Annotated in this window: 21 protein-coding genes; 10 read left to right on the forward strand and 11 right to left on the reverse strand. The window is 61.0% G+C overall.

Translation table 11 applies throughout. From position 1 onward, the window contains the following. Positions 1-78 precede the first annotated feature (78 nt). The 4 genes from dps (at position 79) to glnQ (ending at position 3,105) form a co-directional block, all read left to right on the forward strand. Entirely contained in the window at positions 79-582 is a 504-nt protein-coding gene (dps, locus tag QMM04_RS03655; RefSeq protein ID WP_021508421.1) for a DNA starvation/stationary phase protection protein Dps, read from the forward strand. 311 nt (positions 583-893) lie between these two features. Further along, positions 894-1,640 carry a glutamine ABC transporter substrate-binding protein GlnH gene (glnH, locus tag QMM04_RS03660; protein ID WP_021508422.1) on the forward strand — a complete coding sequence of 249 codons (747 nt, stop codon included), beginning with the start codon at positions 894-896 and terminating at the stop codon, positions 1,638-1,640. 86 nt (positions 1,641-1,726) lie between these two features. Continuing rightward, positions 1,727-2,386 carry a glutamine ABC transporter permease GlnP gene (gene glnP / locus QMM04_RS03665; RefSeq protein WP_021508423.1) on the forward strand — a complete coding sequence of 220 codons (660 nt, stop codon included), beginning with the start codon at positions 1,727-1,729 and terminating at the stop codon, positions 2,384-2,386. After that, entirely contained in the window at positions 2,383-3,105 is a 723-nt protein-coding gene (gene glnQ / locus QMM04_RS03670) for a glutamine ABC transporter ATP-binding protein GlnQ (RefSeq protein WP_021508424.1), read from the forward strand. The genes glnP and glnQ overlap by 4 nt, the downstream gene beginning before the upstream one ends. Before the next feature lie 65 nt (positions 3,106-3,170). Here the strand turns inward: glnQ and rlmF are convergent, their stop codons facing one another. Next, positions 3,171-4,097, reverse strand: a complete 927-nt coding sequence (rlmF, locus tag QMM04_RS03675) for a 23S rRNA (adenine(1618)-N(6))-methyltransferase RlmF (RefSeq protein ID WP_278427585.1) — start codon at positions 4,095-4,097, stop codon at positions 3,171-3,173. 179 nt (positions 4,098-4,276) lie between these two features. On the opposite strand from rlmF, the gene QMM04_RS03680 reads away from it, so the two are divergent. Continuing rightward, positions 4,277-4,906: a flavin reductase family protein gene (locus QMM04_RS03680; protein WP_021508426.1), complete on the forward strand. Its 630-nt coding sequence runs from the start codon at positions 4,277-4,279 to the stop codon at positions 4,904-4,906. A 33-nt stretch (positions 4,907-4,939) separates the two neighbouring features. On the opposite strand, the gene hutH (QMM04_RS03685) is transcribed toward QMM04_RS03680, so the two are convergent. The 7 genes from hutH (QMM04_RS03685) to hutI all read right to left on the reverse strand — a co-directional run bounded on the left by hutH (QMM04_RS03685) (position 4,940) and on the right by hutI (position 11,897). Further along, complete coding sequence (gene hutH, locus QMM04_RS03685; RefSeq protein WP_282995655.1) at positions 4,940-6,424, reverse strand: histidine ammonia-lyase; 1,485 nt, start codon at positions 6,422-6,424, stop codon at positions 4,940-4,942. Continuing rightward, a complete protein-coding gene (locus QMM04_RS03690; RefSeq protein ID WP_021508428.1) occupies positions 6,421-7,221 on the reverse strand; it encodes an ATP-binding cassette domain-containing protein in 801 nt (266 codons plus the stop codon). The genes hutH (QMM04_RS03685) and QMM04_RS03690 overlap by 4 nt, the downstream gene beginning before the upstream one ends. 1 nt (position 7,222) lies before the next feature. After that, positions 7,223-7,951: an ABC transporter permease subunit gene (locus QMM04_RS03695; RefSeq protein WP_058757808.1), complete on the reverse strand. Its 729-nt coding sequence runs from the start codon at positions 7,949-7,951 to the stop codon at positions 7,223-7,225. Positions 7,952-7,962: 11 nt separating this feature from the next. Beyond that, the gene (locus QMM04_RS03700) at positions 7,963-8,682 is read right to left on the reverse strand and encodes an ABC transporter permease subunit (RefSeq protein ID WP_031279871.1); all 720 of its coding nucleotides are present in this window, start codon (positions 8,680-8,682) and stop codon (positions 7,963-7,965) included. A 12-nt stretch (positions 8,683-8,694) separates the two neighbouring features. After that, a complete protein-coding gene (locus QMM04_RS03705) occupies positions 8,695-9,546 on the reverse strand; it encodes a transporter substrate-binding domain-containing protein (protein ID WP_058775333.1) in 852 nt (283 codons plus the stop codon). A gap of 348 nt (positions 9,547-9,894) precedes the next feature. Beyond that, entirely contained in the window at positions 9,895-10,686 is a 792-nt protein-coding gene (gene hutG / locus QMM04_RS03710; protein WP_282995656.1) for an N-formylglutamate deformylase, read from the reverse strand. After that, positions 10,683-11,897, reverse strand: coding sequence for an imidazolonepropionase (hutI, locus tag QMM04_RS03715; protein ID WP_059009040.1), 1,215 nt, complete (start codon positions 11,895-11,897; stop codon positions 10,683-10,685). Before hutI ends, hutG begins: the two co-directional genes overlap by 4 nt. Positions 11,898-11,981: 84 nt before the next feature. Here hutI and QMM04_RS03720 point away from each other — a divergent pair, with 84 nt between their 5' ends. Beyond that, the gene (locus QMM04_RS03720; protein ID WP_282995657.1) at positions 11,982-13,337 is read left to right on the forward strand and encodes a formimidoylglutamate deiminase; all 1,356 of its coding nucleotides are present in this window, start codon (positions 11,982-11,984) and stop codon (positions 13,335-13,337) included. After that, positions 13,334-13,870, forward strand: a complete 537-nt coding sequence (locus tag QMM04_RS03725) for a HutD family protein (RefSeq protein ID WP_104092736.1) — start codon at positions 13,334-13,336, stop codon at positions 13,868-13,870. The genes QMM04_RS03720 and QMM04_RS03725 overlap by 4 nt, the downstream gene beginning before the upstream one ends. Here the strand turns inward: QMM04_RS03725 and hutC are convergent. After that, positions 13,854-14,609: a histidine utilization repressor gene (gene hutC, locus QMM04_RS03730; RefSeq protein ID WP_021508436.1), complete on the reverse strand. Its 756-nt coding sequence runs from the start codon at positions 14,607-14,609 to the stop codon at positions 13,854-13,856. The two genes, QMM04_RS03725 and hutC, sit on opposite strands and share 17 nt — an antisense overlap. A gap of 319 nt (positions 14,610-14,928) precedes the next feature. On the opposite strand from hutC, the gene hutH (QMM04_RS03735) reads away from it, so the two are divergent. From hutH (QMM04_RS03735) to QMM04_RS03745, 3 genes are all read left to right on the forward strand, one after another. Then, complete coding sequence (gene hutH / locus QMM04_RS03735; RefSeq protein WP_058757812.1) at positions 14,929-16,482, forward strand: histidine ammonia-lyase; 1,554 nt, start codon at positions 14,929-14,931, stop codon at positions 16,480-16,482. 10 nt (positions 16,483-16,492) lie between these two features. Next, positions 16,493-18,178, forward strand: coding sequence for a urocanate hydratase (gene hutU / locus QMM04_RS03740; RefSeq protein ID WP_241797956.1), 1,686 nt, complete (start codon positions 16,493-16,495; stop codon positions 18,176-18,178). Positions 18,179-18,520: 342 nt separating this feature from the next. Then, positions 18,521-19,678, forward strand: coding sequence for a M20 aminoacylase family protein (locus QMM04_RS03745; RefSeq protein WP_282995658.1), 1,158 nt, complete (start codon positions 18,521-18,523; stop codon positions 19,676-19,678). A 114-nt stretch (positions 19,679-19,792) separates the two neighbouring features. On the opposite strand, the gene ybiB is transcribed toward QMM04_RS03745, so the two are convergent. Together ybiB and dinG are read right to left on the reverse strand one after the other, a co-directional pair. Further along, positions 19,793-20,761, reverse strand: coding sequence for a DNA-binding protein YbiB (ybiB, locus tag QMM04_RS03750; protein ID WP_282995669.1), 969 nt, complete (start codon positions 20,759-20,761; stop codon positions 19,793-19,795). Between the two features lie 71 nt (positions 20,762-20,832). Beyond that, positions 20,833-22,968, reverse strand: a complete 2,136-nt coding sequence (gene dinG, locus QMM04_RS03755) for an ATP-dependent DNA helicase DinG (protein WP_282995659.1) — start codon at positions 22,966-22,968, stop codon at positions 20,833-20,835. Positions 22,969-22,993 lie beyond the last annotated feature (25 nt).

Here is a 22,993-nt window from a genome sequence, read left to right on the forward strand (position 1 = left end):
ATCCTGCAGAGTGAAAAACTGCTGCTATACTTATTCCCGTGCTTGATTAGGACAACCATCAATAAGAGGACATTAATGATGAGTACCGCAAAACTGGTTAAAACAAAATCTTCCGATCTGATTTATACCCGCAATGACGTGGCTGATAGCGAGAAGAAAGCTACCATCGAGGTGCTCAACCGTCTGGTCGTGGAATTTATTGACCTGTCGCTGATCACCAAGCAGGCGCACTGGAACATGCGTGGCGCGAACTTCATTGGCGTACATGAAATGCTGGATGGCTTCCGTACCGCGATTACCGATCACCAGGACACCATTGCAGAACGTGTGGTGCAGCTGGGCGGCGTGGCGCTGGGCACCACGCAGGTGGTTAACGACAAGTCACCGCTGAAAAGCTACCCGCTGAACATTCACAGCGTACAAGATCACCTGAAAGCGCTGGCCGACCGTTATGCTGTGGTGGCTAACGATACACGCAAAGCCATCAGCGAAGTGAAAGACGAAGACACGGCGGATATCTTTACTGCCGCATCGCGTGACCTTGATAAGTTCCTGTGGTTCATCGAATCCAACATCGAGTAATGCTCAATCAGGCGGGTTATCCCGCCTTTTTTATGCCTGCTACCCGCCCGGCTTTTTTGACGCCGTTAACAATTCCTTAATCCTTTCTTTCCCTTATTATCACTCTGATGCACACTGTGCCTGCACCACCACAGCACAATGCACCATTTTGGTGATTCATTCTGGTGCAAACTTTTCCCCGCGTGCAGAATCGTGTCAGCCTGCCCCGGCAATCTGTTGATTTTGGCGTTTGAGAAAAGTTGGCATAATTTTTTCATATGATGAGCCGTACATCGGGCCACCAGGCCTGACGGGTAATAAGGAAAAAAATGATGAAGTCGTTGATTAAAGTCTCCGTGGCCGCGCTGGCGCTGGCCTTCTCGCTTTCCTCCACTGCAGCAGACAAAAAACTGGTAGTCGCTACCGACACCGCCTTCGTTCCGTTTGAATTTAAACAGGGCGACAAGTACGTCGGCTTCGATATCGACCTGTGGGACGCTATCGCTAAACAGCTGAAGCTGGATTACACCCTGAAGCCGATGGATTTCAGCGGCATCATTCCGGCGCTGCAAACCAAAAACGTTGACCTGGCGCTGGCCGGCATCACCATTACCGAAGAACGTAAAAAAGCCATCGAATTCTCTGATGGCTACTACAAAAGCGGCCTGCTGGTAATGGTGCGTAACAACGAAAATGACATCAAAGGCATCGACGATCTGAACGGTAAAGTGGTCGCAGTGAAAAGCGGCACCGGTTCGGTGGATTACGCCAAAGCGCATATCAAAACTAAAGACCTGCGCCAGTTCCCGAACATCGATAACGCGTACATGGAGTTAGGCACTAACCGTGCTGACGCCGTACTGCACGACACGCCAAACATCCTGTACTTCATCCACACCGCTGGCAAAGGCCGTTTCAAAGCCGTCGGTGACTCCATCGAAGCGCAGCAGTATGGCATCGCTTTCCCGAAAGGCAGCGACGACCTGCGTGAGAAAGTGAATGGCGCGCTGAAAACCCTGCACGACAACGGTACCTACAACACTATCTATAAAAAATGGTTCGGCAGCGAACCTAAATAATTCAGGCCTGACGCCTTTTTATCAGCAGGGAGCTTTGTTCTCCCTGCTTTTTACATTTCCACTGCAACAGATTCTGGAGTCACACCATGGAGTTTGACTGGAGCGTCATCTGGCCCGCCTTACCGATCCTGATCGAAGGCGCCAAAATGACCCTGCTTATCTCGATCCTCGGCCTGATTGGCGGCCTGGTTATCGGCCTCGTGGCCGGTTTCGCCCGCGCCTACGGCGGCTGGATCACCAACAACATCGCGTTAGTGTTTATCGAACTGATTCGCGGCACGCCAATCGTGGTGCAGGTGATGTTCATCTACTTCGCCCTGCCGATGGCCTTCCCGGACCTGCGCATCGACCCGTTCACCGCTGCCGTGGTGACCATCATGATCAACTCCGGTGCTTACATTGCGGAGATCACCCGCGGTGCGGTGCTGTCGATCAACAAAGGCTTCCGTGAAGCTGGTCTGGCGCTTGGCCTGTCGCGCCGCGAAACGCTGCGCTACGTAATCATGCCGCTGGCGCTGCGCCGCATGCTGCCGCCGCTGGGTAACCAGTGGATCGTCAGCATCAAAGACACCTCGCTGTTCATCGTGATTGGCGTGGCGGAACTGACCCGTCAGGGCCAGGAGATCATCGCCGGTAACTTCCGCGCGCTGGAGATCTGGAGCGCCGTTGCCATCATTTACCTGGTTATTACGCTGGTGTTGAGCTTTGTGCTGCGCCGTATTGAGAAAAGGGTGAAAATCCTGTGATTGAATTTAAAAACGTCTCGAAAAACTTCGGCCAGACTCAGGTACTGCACGACATCAACCTGAAAATTAATCAGGGTGAAGTGGTGGTAATCATCGGGCCGTCCGGCTCCGGTAAATCGACCCTGCTGCGCTGCATCAACAAGCTGGAAGAGATCAGCAGCGGCGAACTGATTGTCGATGGCATGAAAGTTAACGATCCGAAAGTGGATGAACGCCTGATTCGTCAGGAAGCCGGCATGGTGTTCCAGCAGTTCCATCTGTTCCCGCAGATGAGCGCGCTGGACAACGTGGCCTTTGGTCCGATCCGCGTGCGCGGTGCAAAGAAAGACGCCGCACACAAGCTGGCGCGTGAGCTGCTGGGCAAAGTAGGTCTCGCCGAGCGTGCGCACCACTTCCCTTCTGAGCTGTCCGGCGGCCAGCAGCAGCGCGTGGCGATTGCCCGTGCGCTGGCGGTGAAGCCGAAGATGATGCTGTTCGATGAGCCTACCTCGGCACTCGATCCCGAGCTGCGTCACGAAGTGCTGAAAGTGATGCAGGATCTGGCGGAAGAAGGCATGACCATGGTGATCGTGACCCATGAAGTGGGCTTCGCGCAGAAAGTGGCGTCGCGCCTGATCTTTATCGACAAAGGCACCATCGCGGAAGATGGTAATCCGGACGATCTGATCACCAACCCGCCAAGCGACCGCCTGCGTGAGTTCCTGCAGCACGTCTCTTAATACGGCGTAAAAACAACAAAGCCGCTGCGGTTCCCCGTAGCGGCTTTTTTTTACCTGAGCAGCGCTTAGCGTGCCAGCCGCTGTGCGCGCGTGGCGGGCGGTAAAAATGTCCAGGCGATAAAGCGGCTCTGCTTCTGGCCCTGCGCCATGTCGACAATGCGTACCTGATAAGCGTCCTGCGCCTTCAGGCGATCGCGCAGCTCAGGCAGGTGCTCTTTGCGCGACACCAGCGAGGTAAACCAGACGATGCGATCGCCTAATGCGACGCTTTCATCAATCATCCGGCCGATAAACGCGCGTTCACCGCCGTCACACCACAGCTCGTTATGCTGACCGCCAAAGTTCAGCGGTGCCTGCTTGCCGAGGCCAAGATTGCGCACTTTACGCTGGCTGCCGGCCGCCGCATCGGCCGCCGAGGCGTGGAACGGCGGATTACACAGTACTGCGTGATAGCGTTCGTTCTTATGCACCACGCCAGCAAAAATCGCGCTCTCCTGCTTCTGACGGCGCAGGCGAATGGCGCGCTGCAGGCCGGGATTGCTGGACACAATCTGACTGGCGGCGTTAACAGCGTCCGCGCTGATGTCGGTGCCGGTAAAGCGCCAGCCATACTCCGCGTGACCGATCAGCGGATAGATGCAGTTGGCACCGCAGCCAATATCCATCACGTCGAGATCGCGCGGCAGCACGCCACCGTTATCGCTGGCCAGCAGATCCGCCAGCGCATGGATATAGTCAGCGCGGCCTGGCACCGGCGGCGTCAGATAGCCTTCCGGCAGCTGCCAGTTCAGATTATAAAACAGTTTCAGCAGCGCCTGATTCAGCAGCAGCACCGCGTGCGGATCGGCGAAATCAACCGACAGCTCACCGTAACCGTTGGGGCGCACTTTGTCCGCCAGCGGCGGATGCGCGGCAGTCAGGGCAGCAAAATCATAACGGCCCTGATGGCGGTTACGCGGATGAAAGAGCGCGGTAGCGGCAGGCTTGTTCATAGATTCTCCGGACATTAATGCGCGCGTAAGATACGCTGGATGACGGCAGCGCACAATCCGCCAGGAAAATTTAGTGCAACGAATTTAAATCTATTCTCCCTAAAACTGCATCCGCAATACTGCGTCCAGCCGCCAGCGCCGCCGGAACACGCAGTATAAAGGACGAATCAGGAGCGCAAATGCGTCAACGTTACACTTATCAGCCACGCAGTGGACACGGTCTGCCTCACGATCCGCTCAACGCCATCGTCGGCCCGCGCCCGATTGGCTGGGTCAGCTCGCAAAGCGCCAGCGGCCAGCGCAATCTGGCGCCCTATAGTTTCTTTAACTGTTTTAACTACCATCCGCCAATCATTGGTTTTGCCAGCAGCGGCTGGAAAGACAGCGTGCAGAATATCAGTGAAACCGGCGAGTTCGTCTGGAACCTGGCGACGCGTCCGCTGGCAGAAGCCATGAATGAGAGTTCCGCCTCAGTACCGCCCGATCACGACGAGTTTGCCCTCGCCGGCCTGACGCCGCTGGCCGCTTCCCACGTTAACGTCAGCATGGTGGCAGAAAGCCCGGTAAACTTTGAGTGTCGCCTGACGCAGCTGATTCGCCTGCAGGATGCACAGGGAGGCGAGCTGGAGAGCTGGCTGGTACTGGGCGAAGCGGTGGCGATTCACATCGATGAAGCGCTGCTGGAGAACGGCATCTACCAGACCGCCAAAGCGCAGCCGATTCTGCGCGCTGGCGGACCTTCCGCCTATTACGCGATCAGCGAAGATCAGCGTTTTGATCTGGTGCGCCCGGACGCGCGCCGCGGTTAAATCAGGCCACTGGCGGCGCGACACATTGCGCCGCTAGCAGGCCAGCGTCTGTAACACCTTCACCGCCCGGGCTATCTCCGGTGCCAGCCAGCGATCCTCCTGCCAGGTAGCAACCTCAGCGCGCAGCGCGCGTAGCGCCCGGCCCGTGCCGCTGGCCAGCTGCGCCTCACCGTGAAAATCCAGCGCCTGCGCCGCCAGCAGGTACTCAATCGCCAGCACCTGCCAGAGGTTATTCAGCAGCCTGAGCAGCTTGAGCGCCGCGCCGGTACCGAGGCTGAGGTGATCCTCCTGCAGTCCCGAGGTGACGTAATTGTCCAGCACCGCCGGCTGCGCCAGCTGACGATTCTCCGCGCACAGGGAAGCCGCCACGTATTGCGCGATCATCATGCCGGAGTTGACGCCCGGTTGCGCCACCAGAAACGGCGGCAGCCCGCTGACCAGCGGATTGACCAACCGGTCCAGCCGGCGCTCGGCTATGCTGCCAATCTCCGCCATGGCAATCGCCAGCAGATCGGCCGCCATGGCGACCGATTCACCGTGCGGATTGGCCTGCGACACCACGCGCCAGTCGTCCGGCGTGCCCAGCACCAGCGGATTATCGGTGCAGGCATTCAGCTCGATCTCAACCTGACGCGCCGCGTGAGCGAACTGATCGCGGCTGGCGCCGTGCACCTGCGGCATCGAACGCAGGCTGAGCGCATCCTGGGTGCGTATGCCGCAGCTCGCCGCCAGCAGCGGGCTGTCGCTCAGCAGCGCACGCAGACGCTGGCCGCTGTGCTGCATGCCGGGGCTGGCTTTCAGCGCAATCACCTCGGCGTCAAACGCCGCCAGCTGACCGCGCAGCGCTTCGAAGCTCATCGCGCCGGTGACATCCGCGCAATCCAGCAGCCGCGCCGCATCGTCCAGCGCCAGACAGCTCAGCCCGGTCATGCACGGCGTACCGTTGACCAGGCTCAGACCCTCTTTGGCGCCGGGGCGATACGGCTGCAAGCCAGCCAGCCGCAGCGCCTGCTCCGCCGGCATCACCTGTTGCTGATACTCAACGTCGCCCACGCCAATCAGCGCCAGCCCGATATGCGCCATGTGGGTGAGATAACCGACCGAACCCTTCGACGGCACCTGCGGCGTGATCTGCTGATTGAGCAGCGCCAGCAGATGCTGCACCAGCGCCACCGAAACGCCGGATTTGCCGTGGCTGTAGTTGGCGATGGCCGCACACAGAATGGCGCGCGTCTGCTCGCGCGTCAGCAGCGGACCGACGCCGCAGGCGTGGCTCAGCAACGTATTGCGTGACAGCTGGCTGAGCTGGTCTTCCGGCAGCGTGATGTTACACAGCGCCCCCAGCCCGGTGTTGATGCCATAGGCAATCTGGCCGCTGGCAACGATCTGTTCGACGATCTCGCGACCGCGCGCAATGCGCTGCCAGGCGGCGGCGCTCAGCGTCAGTTCGGCGTTATGTCGCGCTACCTGTACCAGCGCCTGCCAGGTCAGCGGCGCATCGCCCCAGACGACGGTCATACTGGCTGCTCCGCGTGATGGCTCTGATGGCTGGAGATAAACTGCTTAAAGCGCGATGAACCGCTGGCGCCAAACATCGCTTCCGGCGTGCCCTCGCAATCAATGTTGCCCTGATGCATAAACACCACGCGATTAGAGACGTTGCGCGCGAAGCCCATCTCGTGCGTCACCACCAGCATGGTGCGCCCCTCTTCCGCCAGGCTGCGCATCACCTTCAGCACCTCGCCGACCAGTTCCGGATCGAGCGCCGAGGTTGGCTCATCAAACAGCATCACCTCCGGATCCATCGCCAGCGCGCGGGCAATCGCCACGCGCTGCTGCTGGCCGCCGGAGAGCTGCGCCGGATAAAAATCCTTGCGGTTAAGCAGCCCGACGCGATCCAGCAACTGCTCTGCCTGGGCGATACAACTCTTTTTGTCGCGCTTCAGCACATAGTGCGGACCTTCAATCACGTTCTGCAGCACCGTCATGTGCGACCACAGATTGAAGCTTTGAAACACCATGCCCAGCCGCGAGCGCAGGCGTTCGATCTGCTTAGGATTCGCCGCAAGCTGATGACCGCGCGCGTGGCGCTTCATTTCAATGGTTTCGCCGCCGACGCTCACCACGCCGGCATCCGGCGTTTCCAGCAGATTGATGCAGCGCAGCAAGGTACTTTTGCCCGAGCCGCTGGCACCAAGAATTGAAATAACATCGCCCTGATGCGCCTGCAGCGAGATGCCTTTGAGCACCTCCATAGCGCCAAAGGATTTATGGATATCAGTGGCGGACAAGGTGACTGGTGAAGTGGAATGCATATTACTCTCCGGCAAGCGGTTTAACGGCGGGCAGCGGCTTTTTTTCAGCGCGGTGCACCGGGGTCAGACGGCGCTCTAGCAGCGCGTACAGCTGGACGATAATAAAGTTGAGAATCAGGTAGATCGCCGCAGCGCAGACAAACACTTCCATGGTGCGATAGGTACGCTGGATGATCTGCTGCGCCACGCCGGTGACATCCCACACCGTGACCAGGCTGGCGAGCGCGGTGGACTTCACCAGCAGAATCGCCTCGGTGGAGTACGCCGGCAGCGCATAGCGCAGCATGATCGGCGCGATGATGCGGCGCAGCAGCAGCCAGCGTGACATGCCGCAGGCCAGCCCGGCTTCGACCTGACCTGCCGGCACCGCCAGCAGCGCACCGCGCAGGATCTCAGCGGTGTAAGCGGCGGTACACAGCGACAGCGCCAGCACCGCGCAGATAAACGGCTCGCGCAGAAACGGCCAGACGAAGCTGTGGCGAATCACGCCAAACTGGCCGAGCCCGTAGTAGATGAGAAACAGCTGAATCAGCAGCGGCGAGCCGCGAAACACCAGAATATAGCCGCGGGCAAAACCGCTCAGCAGCCGCCAGCGGCTCATGCGCAGCGCCAGAATGCCCAGCGCCAGCAGCCCGCCGCAGACAAAGGCGCTGATAAACAGCCCGAGCGTCACCGGCAGCGCCGCGCTCAGCTTAAGAAAAGTGTCGGCAAGAAAAGCGAAGTCGATCATGCTGCTGCTCCTTAGTGCTGTGCCGCAGTGCGACTTTGCCATGCGCGGCCGAGGCGCGATTCCGCGCGGCGAAACGCATGGTTCGACAGCAGTGTCAGCAGCAGATAGCAGCCACCGCCAATCAGATAAAAGGTGAAGTAATCGCGCGTTGAACCGGCCGCCACCTGGCTGGCGCGCATCAGCTCGACGATGCCGGTCACTGACACCAGCGCCGAATCTTTCAGGCTCATCTGCCAGACGTTGGACATCCCCGGCAGCGCGTAGCGCACAATCTGCGGGACGAGAATGCGCTGGGCGATACGCCAGCGCGGCATCCCGATGGCTACCGCCGCTTCGACTTCGCCCTTGGCCAGCGCCAGGCGCGCAGCGCGATACACTTCACCCTGATAGGATCCGGAGATGAGCCCGATAGCCAGCGCGCCAATCAGGAACGGCGGTGCCTCAATAAAGCCGTCAGCACCAAACAGCTGGCCGACCAGCGTGATCAATCCCGATCCACCGAAGTAGAACAGGTAGATCACCAGCAGTTCCGGGATGCCGCGAAACACCACCGAATAGCTTTCACCCAGCCAGCGCAGCCAGCGCTGGTGCGAGAGTTTCGCCGCCGCCACGCCGGAACCGACCACGGCGCCAATCATCAGCGCCGCCAGCGACAGCAGCAGCGTGGTACCGGCGGCGCTCAGAATCAGGCGACCCCAGCCATCTGCACCAAAACTCAGCAGGCTCATCATCTTTCACCTCACTTACGGCGTTACGTCAGTTTTAAACCACTTCTCGCTCAGCTTTTTCACCGTGCCGTCCGCCAGCGCAGCGTGAATAGCGGCATCGAGTTTGGCCTTCAGATCGTTATCAGCCATGCGCACGCCCATCGCTTCGCCTTCACCCCAGATCGGGCCGCCCAGTTGCGGGCCGCTGAACGTCAGGTTGCTGTTCTCTTTACGCGCCAGCATTGACTGCGCAAAGGTCTCGTCGTCAAACACCGCATCGATGCGGCCCGCCTGCAGGTCGAGAATCGCATCCGCTGAAGCGGTGTATTCGCGCACCTCGGCCACGTCTTTGAAGTATTTATCGATGAACGGCGTATACACGGTGCCTGACGCAATACCGATGGTTTTGCCCTTGAGCGCCGCCTTCAGCGGGGCGATGGCCGCATTGATGGCAGCCTCGTCGTCGTGCAGTTTGATGATGTTCTTATCGGCCGGCAGCAGCGGGTTATCTTTGCTGGTGATGAAGGTCGCCGGCGTTGACGCATACGGCGTGGTGAAGTTGACCACTTTTTTCCGGTCTGGCGTAATCACAATCGCATCCATGATGACGTCATATTTCCCGGCGTTCAGTCCGGCAATCATCCCGTCCCAGTTCTGCACCACCAGCTTGCACTGAATGCTCATGCGCTTGCACAGATCTTCCATCAGTTCAGGTTCGAAGCCGCCCAGCTTGCCGCCCGGCAGCGTCAGGTTCCACGGCTCATAGCTGCCTTCAGTGGCGATGGTGATGGATTTCCACTCTTTAGCCTCGGCAGCCACGCCGGCCAGCATCAGGCTGGCAAACAGCGTGGTAAGGCAAAAACGGCGAAACGGGGCACGGTGTGTCATACGTCTTCTCCTGGTGGTTAACAAATCTGGCTGTCTCTGTTGGCTGATACAGCGCAAATGACATTTCATGTATATACAAGTTAGCTTGCGGCAGATCATTGTCGGCATAAGCTTTTTGTGAGCCAGCCAGAATAAATAGTCATCATTGCCGCGCGGTCTTTACTTGTACATACAAGCTAGCAAGGGCTGTGCCAGATCGGCAAAGACGGTAAACGGAGGGGATCGGCGTCAGGCGGTACGCGTCGTGCACACTTTCAGGGCAGGGGTTGCACAGGATTGGGGAGTGAGGCAGCGGTTGTACATCCGCCACATGAGAAACGGGGTCACCGTGATGGCGACCCGCATCAATTAAACGGCTTTCCCCGCCTGCAGAAACGCCTGCAGCAGCGGCTTCAGCACGTGCTGCAACCGCGTGGCGCGATCCTGCTGCCAGGCAAACGGCGGCGCCTCATCCATGTAATTCAGCTGCGCCAGCTCCAGCTGCACCGCCTGCACGCCCTGCGCTGGCTGACCGTAAGCGCGCGTGATGTAGCCGCCTTTAAAGCGTCCATTCACCACCCAGCTGTAGTCGCTTTGCGCGGCGCACACCTGCTCAATCGCCGCGATGCTGGCCGCCGAACAGCTGGCGCCATCGTTGGTGCCGATGTTCAGATCCGGCAGCTGGCCATCGAACAGGCGCGGAATCACCGAAGCGATGGAGTGCGCATCAAACAGCAGCGCATAGCCATGTTCAGCTTTCAGCCGCGCCAGCTCCTGCTGAATCTGCTGATGATAGGGCTGCCAGATAGTGTCCAGATAGCGCTGGCGTGCCGCGCTGTCCGGCGTCATGCCCGGCTGGAACGTCGGCGTGCCGTCAAACAGCGTCTCCGGATAGAGTCCGGTGGTGGCCGTGCTGTACAGCGGCTGGTTGTCCGGCGGACGGTTGAGATCGATCACGAAGCGCGAGTAGTGACCGATCAGCACGCTGGCACCGAGGTCGCGCACAAAGTCGTACAGCAGCGGAATATGCCAGTCGGTATCCGGCAGGCCGCGCGCGGCCTCGCTCAGCCCGGCGTCAACCTCCGGCGTCAGTTGGGTACCGGCATGCGGAATACTGACCAGCAGCGGCAGCTTACCGGCGGTGAAATGAAAAGGGGTCATTGCGCTTCTCCACGATAGATAACCTGGCACGGCAGTTCGCCGCCCAGCCAGTAAACCAGCTCAGCCGGGCGAGCCAGCGGCCAGTGGACAAAATTGGCTACTTTGCCTGGCTCCAGCGAGCCGTGCGTGGCCTGCAGGCCAAGCGCCTTCGCGCCCCACAGCGTGACGCCGGCCAGCGCTTCCTCCGGCGTCAGGCCAAACAGCGTACAGCCCATGTTCAGCATCAGCCGTAGCGACAGCGCCGGTGACGTGCCCGGATTGGCATCGCTGGCCAGCGCCATCGGCACGCCGTGCTGGCGGAACAGTTCGACCGGCGGACGCTGCGTCTCGCGCAGCAGATAGAACGCTCCGGGCAGCAGTACCGCCACCGTGCCATGCTCCGCCATCGCGCGCGCATCCTGTTCGGTGGCATATTCGAGGTGATCGGCAGAGAGCGCACCATAGCGCGCCGCCAGTGCGGCACCGCCGAGTGCCGACAACTGTTCAGCGTGCAGCTTCACCGGCAGGCCGAGCGCTTTGGCGGCATCAAATACCGCGCTCACCTGCTGCGGTGACAGCGCCAGGTGTTCGCAAAACGCGTCGACCGCATCCGCCAGCCCCTCCGCTTTCACCCGCGGCAACAGGCGCTGACAGATAATATCAATCCAGCCCTGCGGGTTATCCCTGAACTCTGGCGGGAAGCCGTGCGCTGCCAGGCAGGTGGCCTGCACATCGGCAGGCACCGACTGCGCCAGCTCGCGGATAGCGCGCAGCAGAGTGAGCTCGCTCTCCTCGTCCAGCCCGTAGCCGGATTTAATCTCCACCGTGGTCACGCCTTCGGCCAGCAGGCGATCGAGCCGCCAGCGCGTTGACGCCACCAGCTGCTGCTGACTGGCCGCGCGCGTGGCGCGCACCGTTGATAGGATGCCGCCACCCTGCGCGGCGATTTCCGCATAGCTCACGCCGTTGAGCCGCTGTTCGAACTCCTGGCTGCGATCGCCGCCAAACACCAGATGCGTGTGGCAATCCACCAGACCGGGCGTAATGATGCCGCCGTCAAACTGCTGCTGCCGGCGCGGGGCAAAGTCCGGTAACGCGCTGCGCGGGCCGACCCACACCAGCTCGCCGTTATCCACCGCCACGGCGCCATCCTCAATCAGGTTATAGCGACCGTCACGCATGGTGACCACATCAGCCCCCAGCCACAGGCTGTCGATCTGTTTACTTGCCATCCCACTCCCCTTTTGTCTGGCGATTTACACTGCGCCTCAAAGTATGTATATGTATATACAACTTTCCGCCATTGAGGATCAACCATGGCAGTTTATTTTGCCCCACGCGCACGGCTGGCCGACGGCTGGCAGGAAAACGTGCTGATCGCAACCGACGATCAGGGATTTATTCGCGCTCTTACCGCCGACAGTACGCCCGGCGATGCCGTTCGTCTGGCCGGCCCGGTGATTCCGGCAATGGCCAACCTGCATTCCCATGCCTTCCAGCGCGCCATGGCCGGGCTGGCGGAAGTGGCAGGCGATCCGCAGGACAGCTTCTGGACGTGGCGCGATCTGATGTACCGCATGGTGCAGCGCCTGTCGCCTGAGCAGGTCGGTGCCATCGCCACCCATCTCTACATTGATATGCTCAAGGGCGGCTACAGCCAGGTGGCGGAATTTCACTATCTGCATCACGATCCGCACGGCCAGCCCTACGCTGATGATGCGATGCTGCACCAGCTGATGCAGGCAGCGCACACCGCCGGAATCGGCCAGACGCTGCTGCCGGTGCTGTACAGCTACAGCGGCTTCGGTGCGCAGCCGGCCAGCGACGGTCAGCGACGCTTTATTCAGCACACCGATGCCTATCTGCAGCAGCAGCAGCGTGTCGCGCAGTGGAGCGCGCAGCAGCCGCTGATCAACCACGGCCTGTGTTTCCACTCGCTGCGGGCGGTAAGCGAAGCCCAGATGCATGAGGTGCTGGCCGCCAGCGCTGCGCATCTGCCGGTGCACATTCACGTTGCCGAGCAGGAAAAAGAGGTTAATGACAGTCTGGCATGGAGCGGCGAACGGCCGGTGGCGTGGCTGTATAATCGCTTTGCCGTTGATGCACGCTGGTGCCTGATTCACGCCACCCATCTCGATCAGCAGGAGATCGCGCGCATGGCGGACAGCGGCGCGATTGCCGGTCTGTGTCCCACCACCGAGGCCAATCTCGGCGACGGCATCTTCCCGGCGGTGGAGTACATCGGGCGCGGCGGACGCTGGGGCATTGGCTCTGACAGCCACGTTTCGCTCAGTGCGCTGGAGGAGCTGCGCTGGCTGGAGTATGGCCAGCGGCTGCGCGATCGTCGCCGCAACCGCATCACGCTAACCGATCAACCCTCGGTCGGCGATCTGCTGTGGCAGCAGGCGGCGCAGGGCGGCGCGCAGGCCTGTGGCATTGCCAGCGGTGAGCTGGCGGTGGGCAAACGCGCCGACTGGCTGGTGCTGGAGGAGGATGCGTTGCTGGCCAGCGTCAGCTCCGCCGCGCTGATCAATCGCTGGCTGTTTGCCGGCAGCAGCCAGCAAATTCGAGACGTGTTTGTTGCCGGACAGGCGGTGATTCAGCAGGGCCACCACGTGGCGGAAGAAGCGGCCGCCGCTGGCTTCGCCCGGGCAATGCGGGCGCTGCAATGATCGCGCGCTTTGACTACGCGCAGCTGCCGGTCAGCCGCTGGCGCAACGGCGGCGGGGAGACGCGCGAAATTATCAGCTATCCGCCGGGCGCAGCGCAGTTCGAGTGGCGCGCCAGCATCGCCACCATCGACGCCGACGGGCCATTCTCGCCCTTCCCCGGTGTCGATCGGGTGATCACTTTGCTGCATGGCGATAGCGTGCTGCTGCGCTGTGAACAGGCCGAACAGACGTTACTGCCCCATCAGCCGTGGGCCTTTCCCGGCGAATGGGCGATAGAGGCGCAGGTCAGCGGCAGCTGTCAGGACTTCAATATCATGACGCGGCGCGACGCATGGCGCGCGGCGGTAAGCGTGGAGCAGCTGGCGGTCAGCAGCCTGCATGGCGTGGCGTATGTGCTGGCCGGTACATGGCGCAGCAGTGCGGGCGAGACGCTGCAGGCGCAGCAGGGAATGTGGTGGCTGCAGGAGCAGCAGCTGGTGCCGCAAACGGCAGAGGCCAGCCTGCTGTTTATCGCGCTTAGCCGTGTCCCCTGAAGCGGCCCAGCAATTTGTAGCGTGAGCCTGGATAGAGCAGGCGCGCATAGGTGACGATTTTGTTGTCGCTCCACGTCTGGCGACGGATAAGCAGGCACGGCTCGTGCTCGTCCAGCGCCAGATGCTTACGCTGGCGCAAATCCGGCAGTACCGCTTCAACGATATGCTCACCGGCGGTCAGCGGGGCGACGCGCATCAGATAGGTGTACGGCGTCAGGCTGTGGTAATCCTGGCTGAGGTAGTCAGGCGCGACCAGCGGATTGACCAGACGATCTTCCAACTGCACCGGCAGCTCATTTTCATAGTGCACGATCAGCGAATGATACAGCGTCTGGCCGGTGGAGAGTCCCAGCACCGCCGCCTGTTCCGGATCGGCCTTCATCTGACCTATCGAGAGAATTTTGCAGCTGTGCGTATGGCCGCGCTGGGCAATTTCATCGGCGATGTTATGCACTTCCAGCATTGCGGTGTAGCCCTTCATCTCCGCGACAAAGGTCCCGACGCCCTGCATGCGCACCAGAAACCCTTCGCTGGTGAGTTCGCGCAGCGCGCGGTTGATGGTCATGCGGCTGACGCCCAGTTCATTGACCAGCTCGCTCTCTGACGGCACCCGCTGGTTGGCTTTCCAGTGACCTTCGCGGATCTGGCTGACGATTGCCTGCTTAACGCGCTGGTAAATGGGCGCGGGTTCATCCCCCATCGCTGCCGCCAGCTGTGCGATTGCCGTTTGCTCCGCCATTTCCTGTTCCTTTTCCGAATGATATGTGAAGTTTACTGTCTCGCCGCCTAAATGTATATACATCCAATGGTGCAAAGCCTGCCCGCGTGGTGCAACCGCCGCCCGATTTTGGTGCAGCGTACCAGGCTGAAGGTTGCCGCGCCCGCATTGCGGCACGTTTCACAGAATACGATCAATCTGGCACAGCGCTTGCTACTTGTATAGACAAGATTAGACACTTATGCTTCACTCACAACACTTATAGCGCCTCTGGCGGATGCCATCGCAACTTGCGCTCCGCCACAACGTGGCAGATAACTTGTATAGACAGGAGTAGACTATGTCAGGTTCGGTTCAGGCAATTCGCCTCGTTCCCGGTGAAGTGGACCTCGCCACCTTACGCCGTATTTATCAGGAGAAGGTGACGCTGCAGCTGGCAGAGGAAGCGCGGGCGGATATTGACCGCGCACGTGAAACCGTCGAGGCCATCGTCGCCTCGGGCAAGGTGGTGTACGGCATCAACACCGGCTTCGGCAAGCTGGCGCAAACGCAGATCCCCGCCGAACGCCTGGCGGAACTGCAGCGTAACCTGGTGCTGTCACACAGCGTCGGCCTCGGCGATCTGCTGCCGGACAACGTCACCCGCCTGGTGGTCGCCAGCAAAATCATCAGCCTTGCACGCGGCCACTCGGGCATCCGCATGGAACTGATTGACGCGCTGCTGGCGCTGTTCAACGCAGGCGTGATGCCGTGCATCCCGGCGAAGGGATCGGTTGGTGCGTCCGGCGATCTGGCGCCGCTGGCGCATCTCTCCCTGATGCTGCTCGGTGAAGGCCAGGTACGCATTGACGGCCAGCTGGTGCCCGCCAGCGAAGGCCTGGCTCGCGTCGGCCTGCAGCCGATTGTGCTGGGGCCAAAAGAGGGTCTGGCGTTGCTCAACGGCACCCAGGTCTCTACCGCGCTGGCGCTGCGTGGTCTGTTTGAAGCCGAAAATCTGTTTGCCGCCGGGCTGATGGCCGGCGCGCTGTCGCTGGAAGCAATTAAAGGCTCGGTTAAACCGTTTGATGCGCGCATCCATCAGGCGCGCGGCCAGCACGGGCAGATTGCCGTCGCCGCTGCAGTGGCGACGCTGCTCGAAGGCAGCGAAATTCTCAGTTCGCACAGCAACTGCGGGCGCGTGCAGGATCCCTATTCGATCCGCTGCGTACCGCAGGTGATGGGCGCCTGTCTTGATAACCTCAGCCACGCCGCGCGCGTGCTGCAGATTGAAGCCAACGCCGCTTCTGACAACCCGCTGGTCTTCAGCGACAGCGGCGACGTGATCTCCGGCGGTAACTTCCACGCCGAGCCGGTGGCCTTTGCCGCCGACATCATCGCACTGGCGATAGCCGAAGTCGGTGCCATCTCCGAACGCCGCCTGGCGCTGCTGCTCGACACCGGTCTCTCCGGCCTGCCGCCCTTCCTGGTGCGCGACGGCGGTGTGAACTCGGGCTTCATGATTGCGCAGGTTACCGCTGCCGCGCTGGCCTCGGAGAACAAATCGCTGGCGCACCCGGGCAGCGTCGACAGCCTGCCGACCTCAGCCAATCAGGAAGATCACGTATCGATGGCCACCTACGCGGCACGCCGCCTGGGCGAGATGTGCTTCAACACCGCTGCCGTGGTCGGCATTGAAGCGATGGCGGCGGCGCAGGGCATCGACTTCCACCGCCCGCTGCAAAGCTCTGCCGCGATCGAACAGGAGATGAGTCGCATTCGTGCGCAAGTCGCCTTCCTCGATCAGGACCGTTTACTGGCGCCGGACATTGATGCCATGCGCCTGTGGGCCAGCAGTTACGTCTGGCCTGAAACCCTTACTGCGCTGCTGCCAAGCCAGCGTTCTACTGCTAATTAAGGAACCGATGATGAGCGAAACTTTGACTCAGGCTGTTGCCCGTGAAATCCGTGCGCCGCGCGGTAATGAACTGCACTGCGCCAACTGGCTGATTGAAGCGGCATACCGCATGATTCAGAACAACCTCGATCCTGACGTGGCCGAACGCCCGGAGGATCTGGTGGTGTATGGCGGAATCGGCAAAGCCGCGCGCAACTGGGCGTGCTTTGAGCAGATTCTGCGCTCGCTGCGTGCGCTGCAGCCGGAAGAGACGCTGCTGATTCAGTCCGGCAAGCCGGTCGGTGTGTTCCGCACCCATGCCGATGCGCCGCGCGTACTGCTGGCCAACTCCAACCTGGTGCCGCACTGGGCAACGTGGGATCACTTCCACGAACTGGATAAGGCCGGGCTGATGATGTATGGCCAGATGACCGCCGGCTCATGGATCTATATCGGCGCGCAGGGCATCGTGCAGGGTACCTTTGAAACCTTCGCCGAAGCCGGTCGCCAGCACTATAACAGTGACCTGACCGGCCGCTGGATCCTCACCGCCGGTCTGGGCGGCATGGGCGGCGCGCAGCCGCTGGCGGGCGTGCTGGCCGGTGCCTGCGTGCTGGCGATTGAGTGCCAGGAGTCGCGCATCGATTTCCGTCTGCGCACCCGCTACCTCGACCATAAAGCCTACAGCCTGGATGAGGCGCTGGCGCTGATCAAAGACGCCACCGAAGCCGGCCAGGCGATCTCCGTGGGCCTGCTGGGCAACGCGGCCGAGCTGGTCCCGGAACTGGTGCAGCGCGCGAAAGCGGGCGGCATGAAGCCTGACATCGTGACCGATCAGACCTCCGCGCACGACCCGATCAACGGCTATCTGCCGGTGGGCTGGGACGTGGCACACTGGGAAGCCGAGCGCGTCAGCAATCCGAAAGCGGTAGAGAAAGCGGCACGCGCCTCCATGGCGCAGCACGTACAGGCGATGCTCGACTTCCACCACATGGGTGTGCCGACCGTGGATTACGGCAACAACATTCGTCAGGTAGCGCTGGATGAAGGGGTGAAAAACGCCTTTGATTTCCCGGGCTTTGTGCCGGCGTATATCCGTCCGCTCTTCTGCGAGGGCAAAGGCCCGTTCCGCTGGGTGGCGCTCTCGGGCGATGCGGAAGATATCTATAAAACCGACGCCAAACTGAAAGAGCTGTTCCCGGATCACAAAAACCTGCACCGCTGGCTGGATATGGCGCAGGAGCGCATCGCCTTCCAGGGCCTGCCGGCGCGTATTTGCTGGCTGGGGCTGGGCGAGCGTCATAAAGCCGCGCTGGCATTCAATGAGATGGTGCGCAACGGCGAGCTGAAAGCGCCGATCGTGATTGGTCGTGACCACCTCGACTGCGGCTCGGTGGCGTCACCTAACCGTGAAACCGAGGCGATGAAGGATGGCTCGGATGCGGTGTCAGACTGGCCGCTGCTGAACGCGCTGCTGAACACCGCCGGCGGGGCCACCTGGGTGAGCCTGCACCACGGCGGCGGCGTCGGTATGGGCTTCTCGCAGCACTCTGGTGTGGTGATCGTCTGTGACGGTACGGCTGAAGCGGATGCGCGCCTTGGTCGCGTACTGTGGAACGACCCGGCCACCGGCGTGATGCGTCATGCCGATGCGGGCTACGAGCTGGCGCAGTCCTGCGCAGAGCAGCACGGTCTCAATTTGCCGATGCTGAAGTAGTTCCAGGTGCGCATCAATGCGCACCCTACGGTAGGTTACCCCGGCTGAGCAATGCCGCAATGTGGGTCTGTTAAGACTTAACACTGTTCCCAAAGGTTGCACTGTATAAGGTCGGCATTGATGCCGACCGCGTGCAGCGCCAGCACGGCGGTATCCCATCGCGCCCTGTAGGGTCGGCATTCATGCCGACCTTGCCCCCATCCCCTTATGCCAATCCGCTATAGCCTATAGCCAAATTATTCCTTTCCACGATAGACGCCCCCCACGCTTACCACTACAGTGGACACTTAACTTCCCGCGTCGGAGATTGCGCAGCTGACGCTGCTGATGGAGCCTTACCTTATGAGCCTGCCTGCTGTCCTGCTGGAAAACGCCCTCACCTGGCGTCGTCAGTTACATCAACACCCTGAACTGGGTTACCAGGAGCAGCAGACCAGCGAGCTGGTGGCCCAGGTGCTGACCGATGCCGGACTGCAGGTGTTTCGCGGCCTCGCCGGCACTGGCGTGATCGGCACGCTGGAAAACGGTCCCGGTCCGGTCATCGGGCTGCGCGCCGATATGGATGCCCTGCCGATCACCGAAAAAGGCGAGCCGCAGTGGAAATCGAGCCGGCCTGGCGTGATGCACGCCTGCGGTCACGATGGCCACACCGCGATACTGCTGGCCGCAGCCTGTCAGCTGGCCGCCACGCGTAATTTCAAAGGTACGGTACACTTCCTGTTTCAGCCGGCCGAAGAGAATCTCGGTGGTGCGCGCAAAATGGTGGAGGAAGGTCTATTTCAGCGCTTCCCGATGGATGCCGTGTACGCGATGCACAACTGGCCGGGATTGCCGGTGGGATCGCTGGCGGTAAATCCGGGCGCGATGATGGCATCGCTGGATTCGTTTGAGATTACGCTGCACGGCAAAAGCTGCCATGCGGCGATGCCGGAAAGCGGTGCCGACCCGATGGTGGTCGCCGCCGAGCTGATTCTGGCGCTGCAAACCATCCCGTCGCGCCGCCTGTCACCGCTGGCGTCGGCGGTGGTCAGCGTCACCAAGATTCACGGTGGCGAGGCCATTAACGTCATTCCGGAGCAGATCACGCTGCGCGGTACGGTGCGATGTCTGCAGACCGACGTGCGCAATCGCGTGCGCGGTCTGATTGAAGATTTTGTCACCACCCTGCCGCGCCCGTTTGGCGTCAGCGGCGAGATTCACTGGTATCCCGGCTATCCGGTTACCGCCAACCATGTCGCCCCGGCGGAGCAGGTGCGTGACGTGGCGTGCCAGCTGCTGGGTGAACAGCAGGTGCACTGGCAGGTTAACCCGTCGATGGCGTCTGAAGATTTCGCCTGCATGCTGGAAGCCTGTCCCGGCGCCTATTTCTGGCTCGGCGCTGACGGTGCCACGCCTTCAGCCCCGCTGCACAATGCCAACTATGATTTCAACGATGCGCTGCTGCCGATTGGTATTACGTTCTGGCAGCAACTGGTGGAGAGCGTACTGATTAAACGCTGATGGCGCTGCTCAGCAAACCATTTCAGCTGCGCAGGCGTGCCCCCCCTGCGCAACCGCTGCGGTGACCGCCGTCACCGCCCAGGTTTTTCGTGCATGGCCAGCCGGGCAGCCCGGTTAAATCCCCGCCTGCTGTAACCGCGTTTCGGCATCGGCGATTGTTGCGGCTTCGCCGGTCGCCACCAGACAGCACGCCAGCTGCAGGCGCAGCGCCTGCGGCACCGCGCGTTCACCGGCCAGCACCTGACGGATCCACGCTGCGGTATCCTGGGCGCCTTTGCTCTCTGCTAACGCCAGCGCGACCTCCGGCTGCCGCTCGACCCACACTTCCGCTTCTGCGCCGGCACCGCGAATATAATTAATCGCCGGGCAGCGCTGCGGATTGGCATAGACCTCACCTTCAGTGCCGTTTAACAGAATGGCCGGTGCATCGATATCCTGGAAGAATTTACCCACGCGCGGCACATATTCCGGATGCGACACACTCGCCAGCCGCAGCGCGGCGCGTTCGGCAAACGGCGTCGCCAGCTTGGCCAGCGTGTGCGCGCTGTTGCGCACGCCCATGCGCCAGCGCAGCGCCAGCTGTTTAGCCATTGGCGCACATAAATCATCGATGGTGATGAACGCCAGCTCGCCAGCGTCGAGTTTCGCCTGCGCCTGCTGTGCACTGGTCACCGGCGCAATATCCAGCGCCGCCAGCACCGCTTCGCTGGTCACGCGGGTTGGGTCGTCGCTGACGCCGTGCAGCAACACCGGAAAACCGAGCTTCACCAGCAGCAGCGCCAGCAGCGGCGTCAGGTTGCCCTGGCGACGCGCGCCGTTATAACTGGGGATGACGATGGGCATCGGACGCTGTGCCGGGGCCTGCAGCCGCATCATGCGCTGCTGCATCGCGTGGTAGAAGCCGCGCATCTCTGCTTCCCCTTCGCCTTTGATGCGCAGCGCAATCAGCACGCCACCCAGTTCGAGATCCGGCACCTCGTCCGCCAGCATCGCGCTGTAAAGCGCCACGGCAGTGTCAAAGTCGATATCGCGTGCGTGATTCTTGCCGCGGCCAATCTCTTTAATGATCTTATTCAGTTCCATCATACTTCCCGCTTCCAGGGCGCGCCGTCACGCGGCGGCCAACAATCGTGCATCCGGCTGTTGCCGCATACTCAGGATTTCTTGCTGCGCTTCGCCGGTTTGTCCGCTTCCGGCACCGGCGGTTGTTCAATCGGAAACACCGGCAGCGCAGCCAGCAGGCGGCTGCCGTAGGTTTTGCTCAGCAGCCGGCGATCGTAAATGACGATTTCACCAAAACACTGATGGCTGCGGATCAGACGCCCGACCTGCTGGATCAGCGTAAACGATGCGCTGGGTAAACTTTGTACTTCAAACGGGTAGCGTTTGAGGCTCTTCAGCCACTCCCCTTCGGTCAAAATTACCGGACTGTCTACCGGCGGAAAAGCAATTTTATGGATGTGCACCTGCGACAACAGATCGCCTTTCAAATCGAGCCCTTCGGCAAAGGATTGCAGGCCAACCAGAATGCTGCTTTGTCCGGCGGTCACCCGTTGCCGGTGAAGCTCCACCAGCCGTGAACGCGGCTGATCGCCCTGCACCAGCATCGACAGACGCAGCTCCGGCACCAGGCTGACAAACTGCTGCATCGCCCGTCCGCTGGCAAACAGCACCAGCACGCCTTTGTGCTGCTGCGCCTTTATTTGCTGGCGAAAGAAGCGCGCCATCTCAGCAATGTGCTCCGCTTCATTGGCCAGCAGCGGCTCATAGCGCATTTGCGGGATAATCAGCTTGCCCTGATCGACATGATTAAACGGCGAGTCGAGTGCCACAAAGCGGTCGCCGGCCTTTTGGTTCAGGCCGGACATCTCCTGCAGGCGATTAAAGCTGTTCAGCGAACGCAGGGTAGCCGAGGTCACCACCACGTGCGGGATTTTGCGCCACAGCAGCTTTTCCAGCTGGTCGCTGACGCGAATCCCGGCGCAGTGAAACAGCAGATGCGCCTGGCCGTCACGAATTTCACGCGTCACCCATTTCGACACCGGCGCGTTGGACGCTTTTTCCATCGCCGCCAGCCGCCACAGTTTGCTGATGGATTCAAACCAGCCGAAGTGGCGATTGAGCTGCAGGATGGCTTTGTGCAGCCGCATGATATCGGCCTTGCCGGTCTGTTCGCCCAGCTCGTTGAGCAGCCCTTCGCTCAGACCACGCAGCGCATCACTCAGCTTAAACAGCCGCGCGCACAGGGTCAGCAGTTCTGGCGGCAGCTCACCGAGCACAAAGCGAAACTCGCCTGGCTGATTGTCGCGCGGCAGCAGAGGATTGAGCGCGTTGCACAGCGTCTGCAGCTGCTCGCGCATCTCATCACAGTGCCCTTTCAGACGCTCGGGATTGCTCAGCGGCGGCGGGGATTTCGGCCGGAACTGCGCCATGATGGTCTCCACCAGCCGCACAAACAGATCAAGCTGCAGGCTGCTCCAGCCCGGCGTGATCTCCGCGCTCATCTCCAGCGCATCCCGCGCCACTTCCGGCAGATGGTGCCCTTCATCCAGTACCAGCATCAGGTGTTTGGCCGGCGGCAGCACCGACTCATTCTCCATTGCCGCCATCACCAGCGCATGGTTCGCCACCACCACATCGGCCTGCTCGATTTCGCGTCGCGCCACAAAGAACGGGCATTCGCGATACCAGCGGCAGTGGTGTGCCAGGCAGTTCGCTTTATCAGTGGAGAGGCGCTGCCACAGGCTGTCGTCAATCGCCACGTCGCTGTGATCGCGCAGGCCATCCCACTTATAGCTGCTGAGGTCTTTTTCCAGCCGCGCGCAAAATTTCTGCTCCTCTTTCGAACCGGTCACCGCCTGTTCGTCGAGATACAGCAGCAGATCGCCTTGCTGATCGTCCGTGGCTGCCAGTGCGGTCAGGTTGCGCGGACAGACATAGCGTCCGCGACCAAAAGCCGCGGTGAAGGTGAGGTCAGGAATGATTTTCTTTAATAGCGGCAGATCTTTGCTGAAGATCTGATCCTGCAGCGCCACGTTGGCGGTGCTGATGACTAAACGTTTCTCTTCGGCGCGGCTGACCGCAATGCCGGGAATCAGGTAGGACAAGGTTTTGCCGACGCCGGTGGGCGCCTCAATGGCCAGATGGCGCCCCTCGTCACCGGCCAGACTCTTCGCCACTTCGGCGATCATCTGGCGTTGCGGCGCGCGTGGGATAAAGTCAGGAACCTGCTGCTGCAGCGCCTTATACCATTGCGCAATCTGGCTTTTTATCGCTGCTGTCAGGGCCATAGTGAATACTGTTGGTTAAACCGGC

The organism is Pantoea sp. Pa-EAmG (genome assembly GCF_030024295.1).
Lineage (GTDB): Bacteria > Pseudomonadota > Gammaproteobacteria > Enterobacterales > Enterobacteriaceae > Pantoea > Pantoea dispersa.

Bases quoted from the DNA above. Each gene is read 5' to 3' on its own strand.
- hutU (WP_241797956.1), top strand. From the start codon at position 16,493: ATGAGCGAAACTTTGACTCAGGCTGTTGCCCGTGAAATCCGTGCGCCG.
- QMM04_RS03695 (WP_058757808.1), bottom strand. From the start codon at position 7,951: ATGATCGACTTCGCTTTTCTTGCCGACACTTTTCTTAAGCTGAGCGCG.
- QMM04_RS03680 (WP_021508426.1), top strand. From the start codon at position 4,277: ATGCGTCAACGTTACACTTATCAGCCACGCAGTGGACACGGTCTGCCT.
- hutH (WP_282995655.1), bottom strand. From the start codon at position 6,424: ATGACCGTCGTCTGGGGCGATGCGCCGCTGACCTGGCAGGCGCTGGTA.
- hutG (WP_282995656.1), bottom strand. From the start codon at position 10,686: ATGACCCCTTTTCATTTCACCGCCGGTAAGCTGCCGCTGCTGGTCAGT.
- hutI (WP_059009040.1), bottom strand. From the start codon at position 11,897: ATGGCAAGTAAACAGATCGACAGCCTGTGGCTGGGGGCTGATGTGGTC.
- QMM04_RS03725 (WP_104092736.1), top strand. From the start codon at position 13,334: ATGATCGCGCGCTTTGACTACGCGCAGCTGCCGGTCAGCCGCTGGCGC.
- hutC (WP_021508436.1), bottom strand. From the start codon at position 14,609: ATGGCGGAGCAAACGGCAATCGCACAGCTGGCGGCAGCGATGGGGGAT.
- QMM04_RS03700 (WP_031279871.1), bottom strand. From the start codon at position 8,682: ATGATGAGCCTGCTGAGTTTTGGTGCAGATGGCTGGGGTCGCCTGATT.
- glnP (WP_021508423.1), top strand. From the start codon at position 1,727: ATGGAGTTTGACTGGAGCGTCATCTGGCCCGCCTTACCGATCCTGATC.
- ybiB (WP_282995669.1), bottom strand. From the start codon at position 20,761: ATGGAACTGAATAAGATCATTAAAGAGATTGGCCGCGGCAAGAATCAC.
- QMM04_RS03690 (WP_021508428.1), bottom strand. From the start codon at position 7,221: ATGCATTCCACTTCACCAGTCACCTTGTCCGCCACTGATATCCATAAA.
- QMM04_RS03720 (WP_282995657.1), top strand. From the start codon at position 11,982: ATGGCAGTTTATTTTGCCCCACGCGCACGGCTGGCCGACGGCTGGCAG.
- QMM04_RS03745 (WP_282995658.1), top strand. From the start codon at position 18,521: ATGAGCCTGCCTGCTGTCCTGCTGGAAAACGCCCTCACCTGGCGTCGT.
- QMM04_RS03705 (WP_058775333.1), bottom strand. From the start codon at position 9,546: ATGACACACCGTGCCCCGTTTCGCCGTTTTTGCCTTACCACGCTGTTT.
- dinG (WP_282995659.1), bottom strand. From the start codon at position 22,968: ATGGCCCTGACAGCAGCGATAAAAAGCCAGATTGCGCAATGGTATAAG.
- dps (WP_021508421.1), top strand. From the start codon at position 79: ATGAGTACCGCAAAACTGGTTAAAACAAAATCTTCCGATCTGATTTAT.
- hutH (WP_058757812.1), top strand. From the start codon at position 14,929: ATGTCAGGTTCGGTTCAGGCAATTCGCCTCGTTCCCGGTGAAGTGGAC.
- glnH (WP_021508422.1), top strand. From the start codon at position 894: ATGAAGTCGTTGATTAAAGTCTCCGTGGCCGCGCTGGCGCTGGCCTTC.
- rlmF (WP_278427585.1), bottom strand. From the start codon at position 4,097: ATGAACAAGCCTGCCGCTACCGCGCTCTTTCATCCGCGTAACCGCCAT.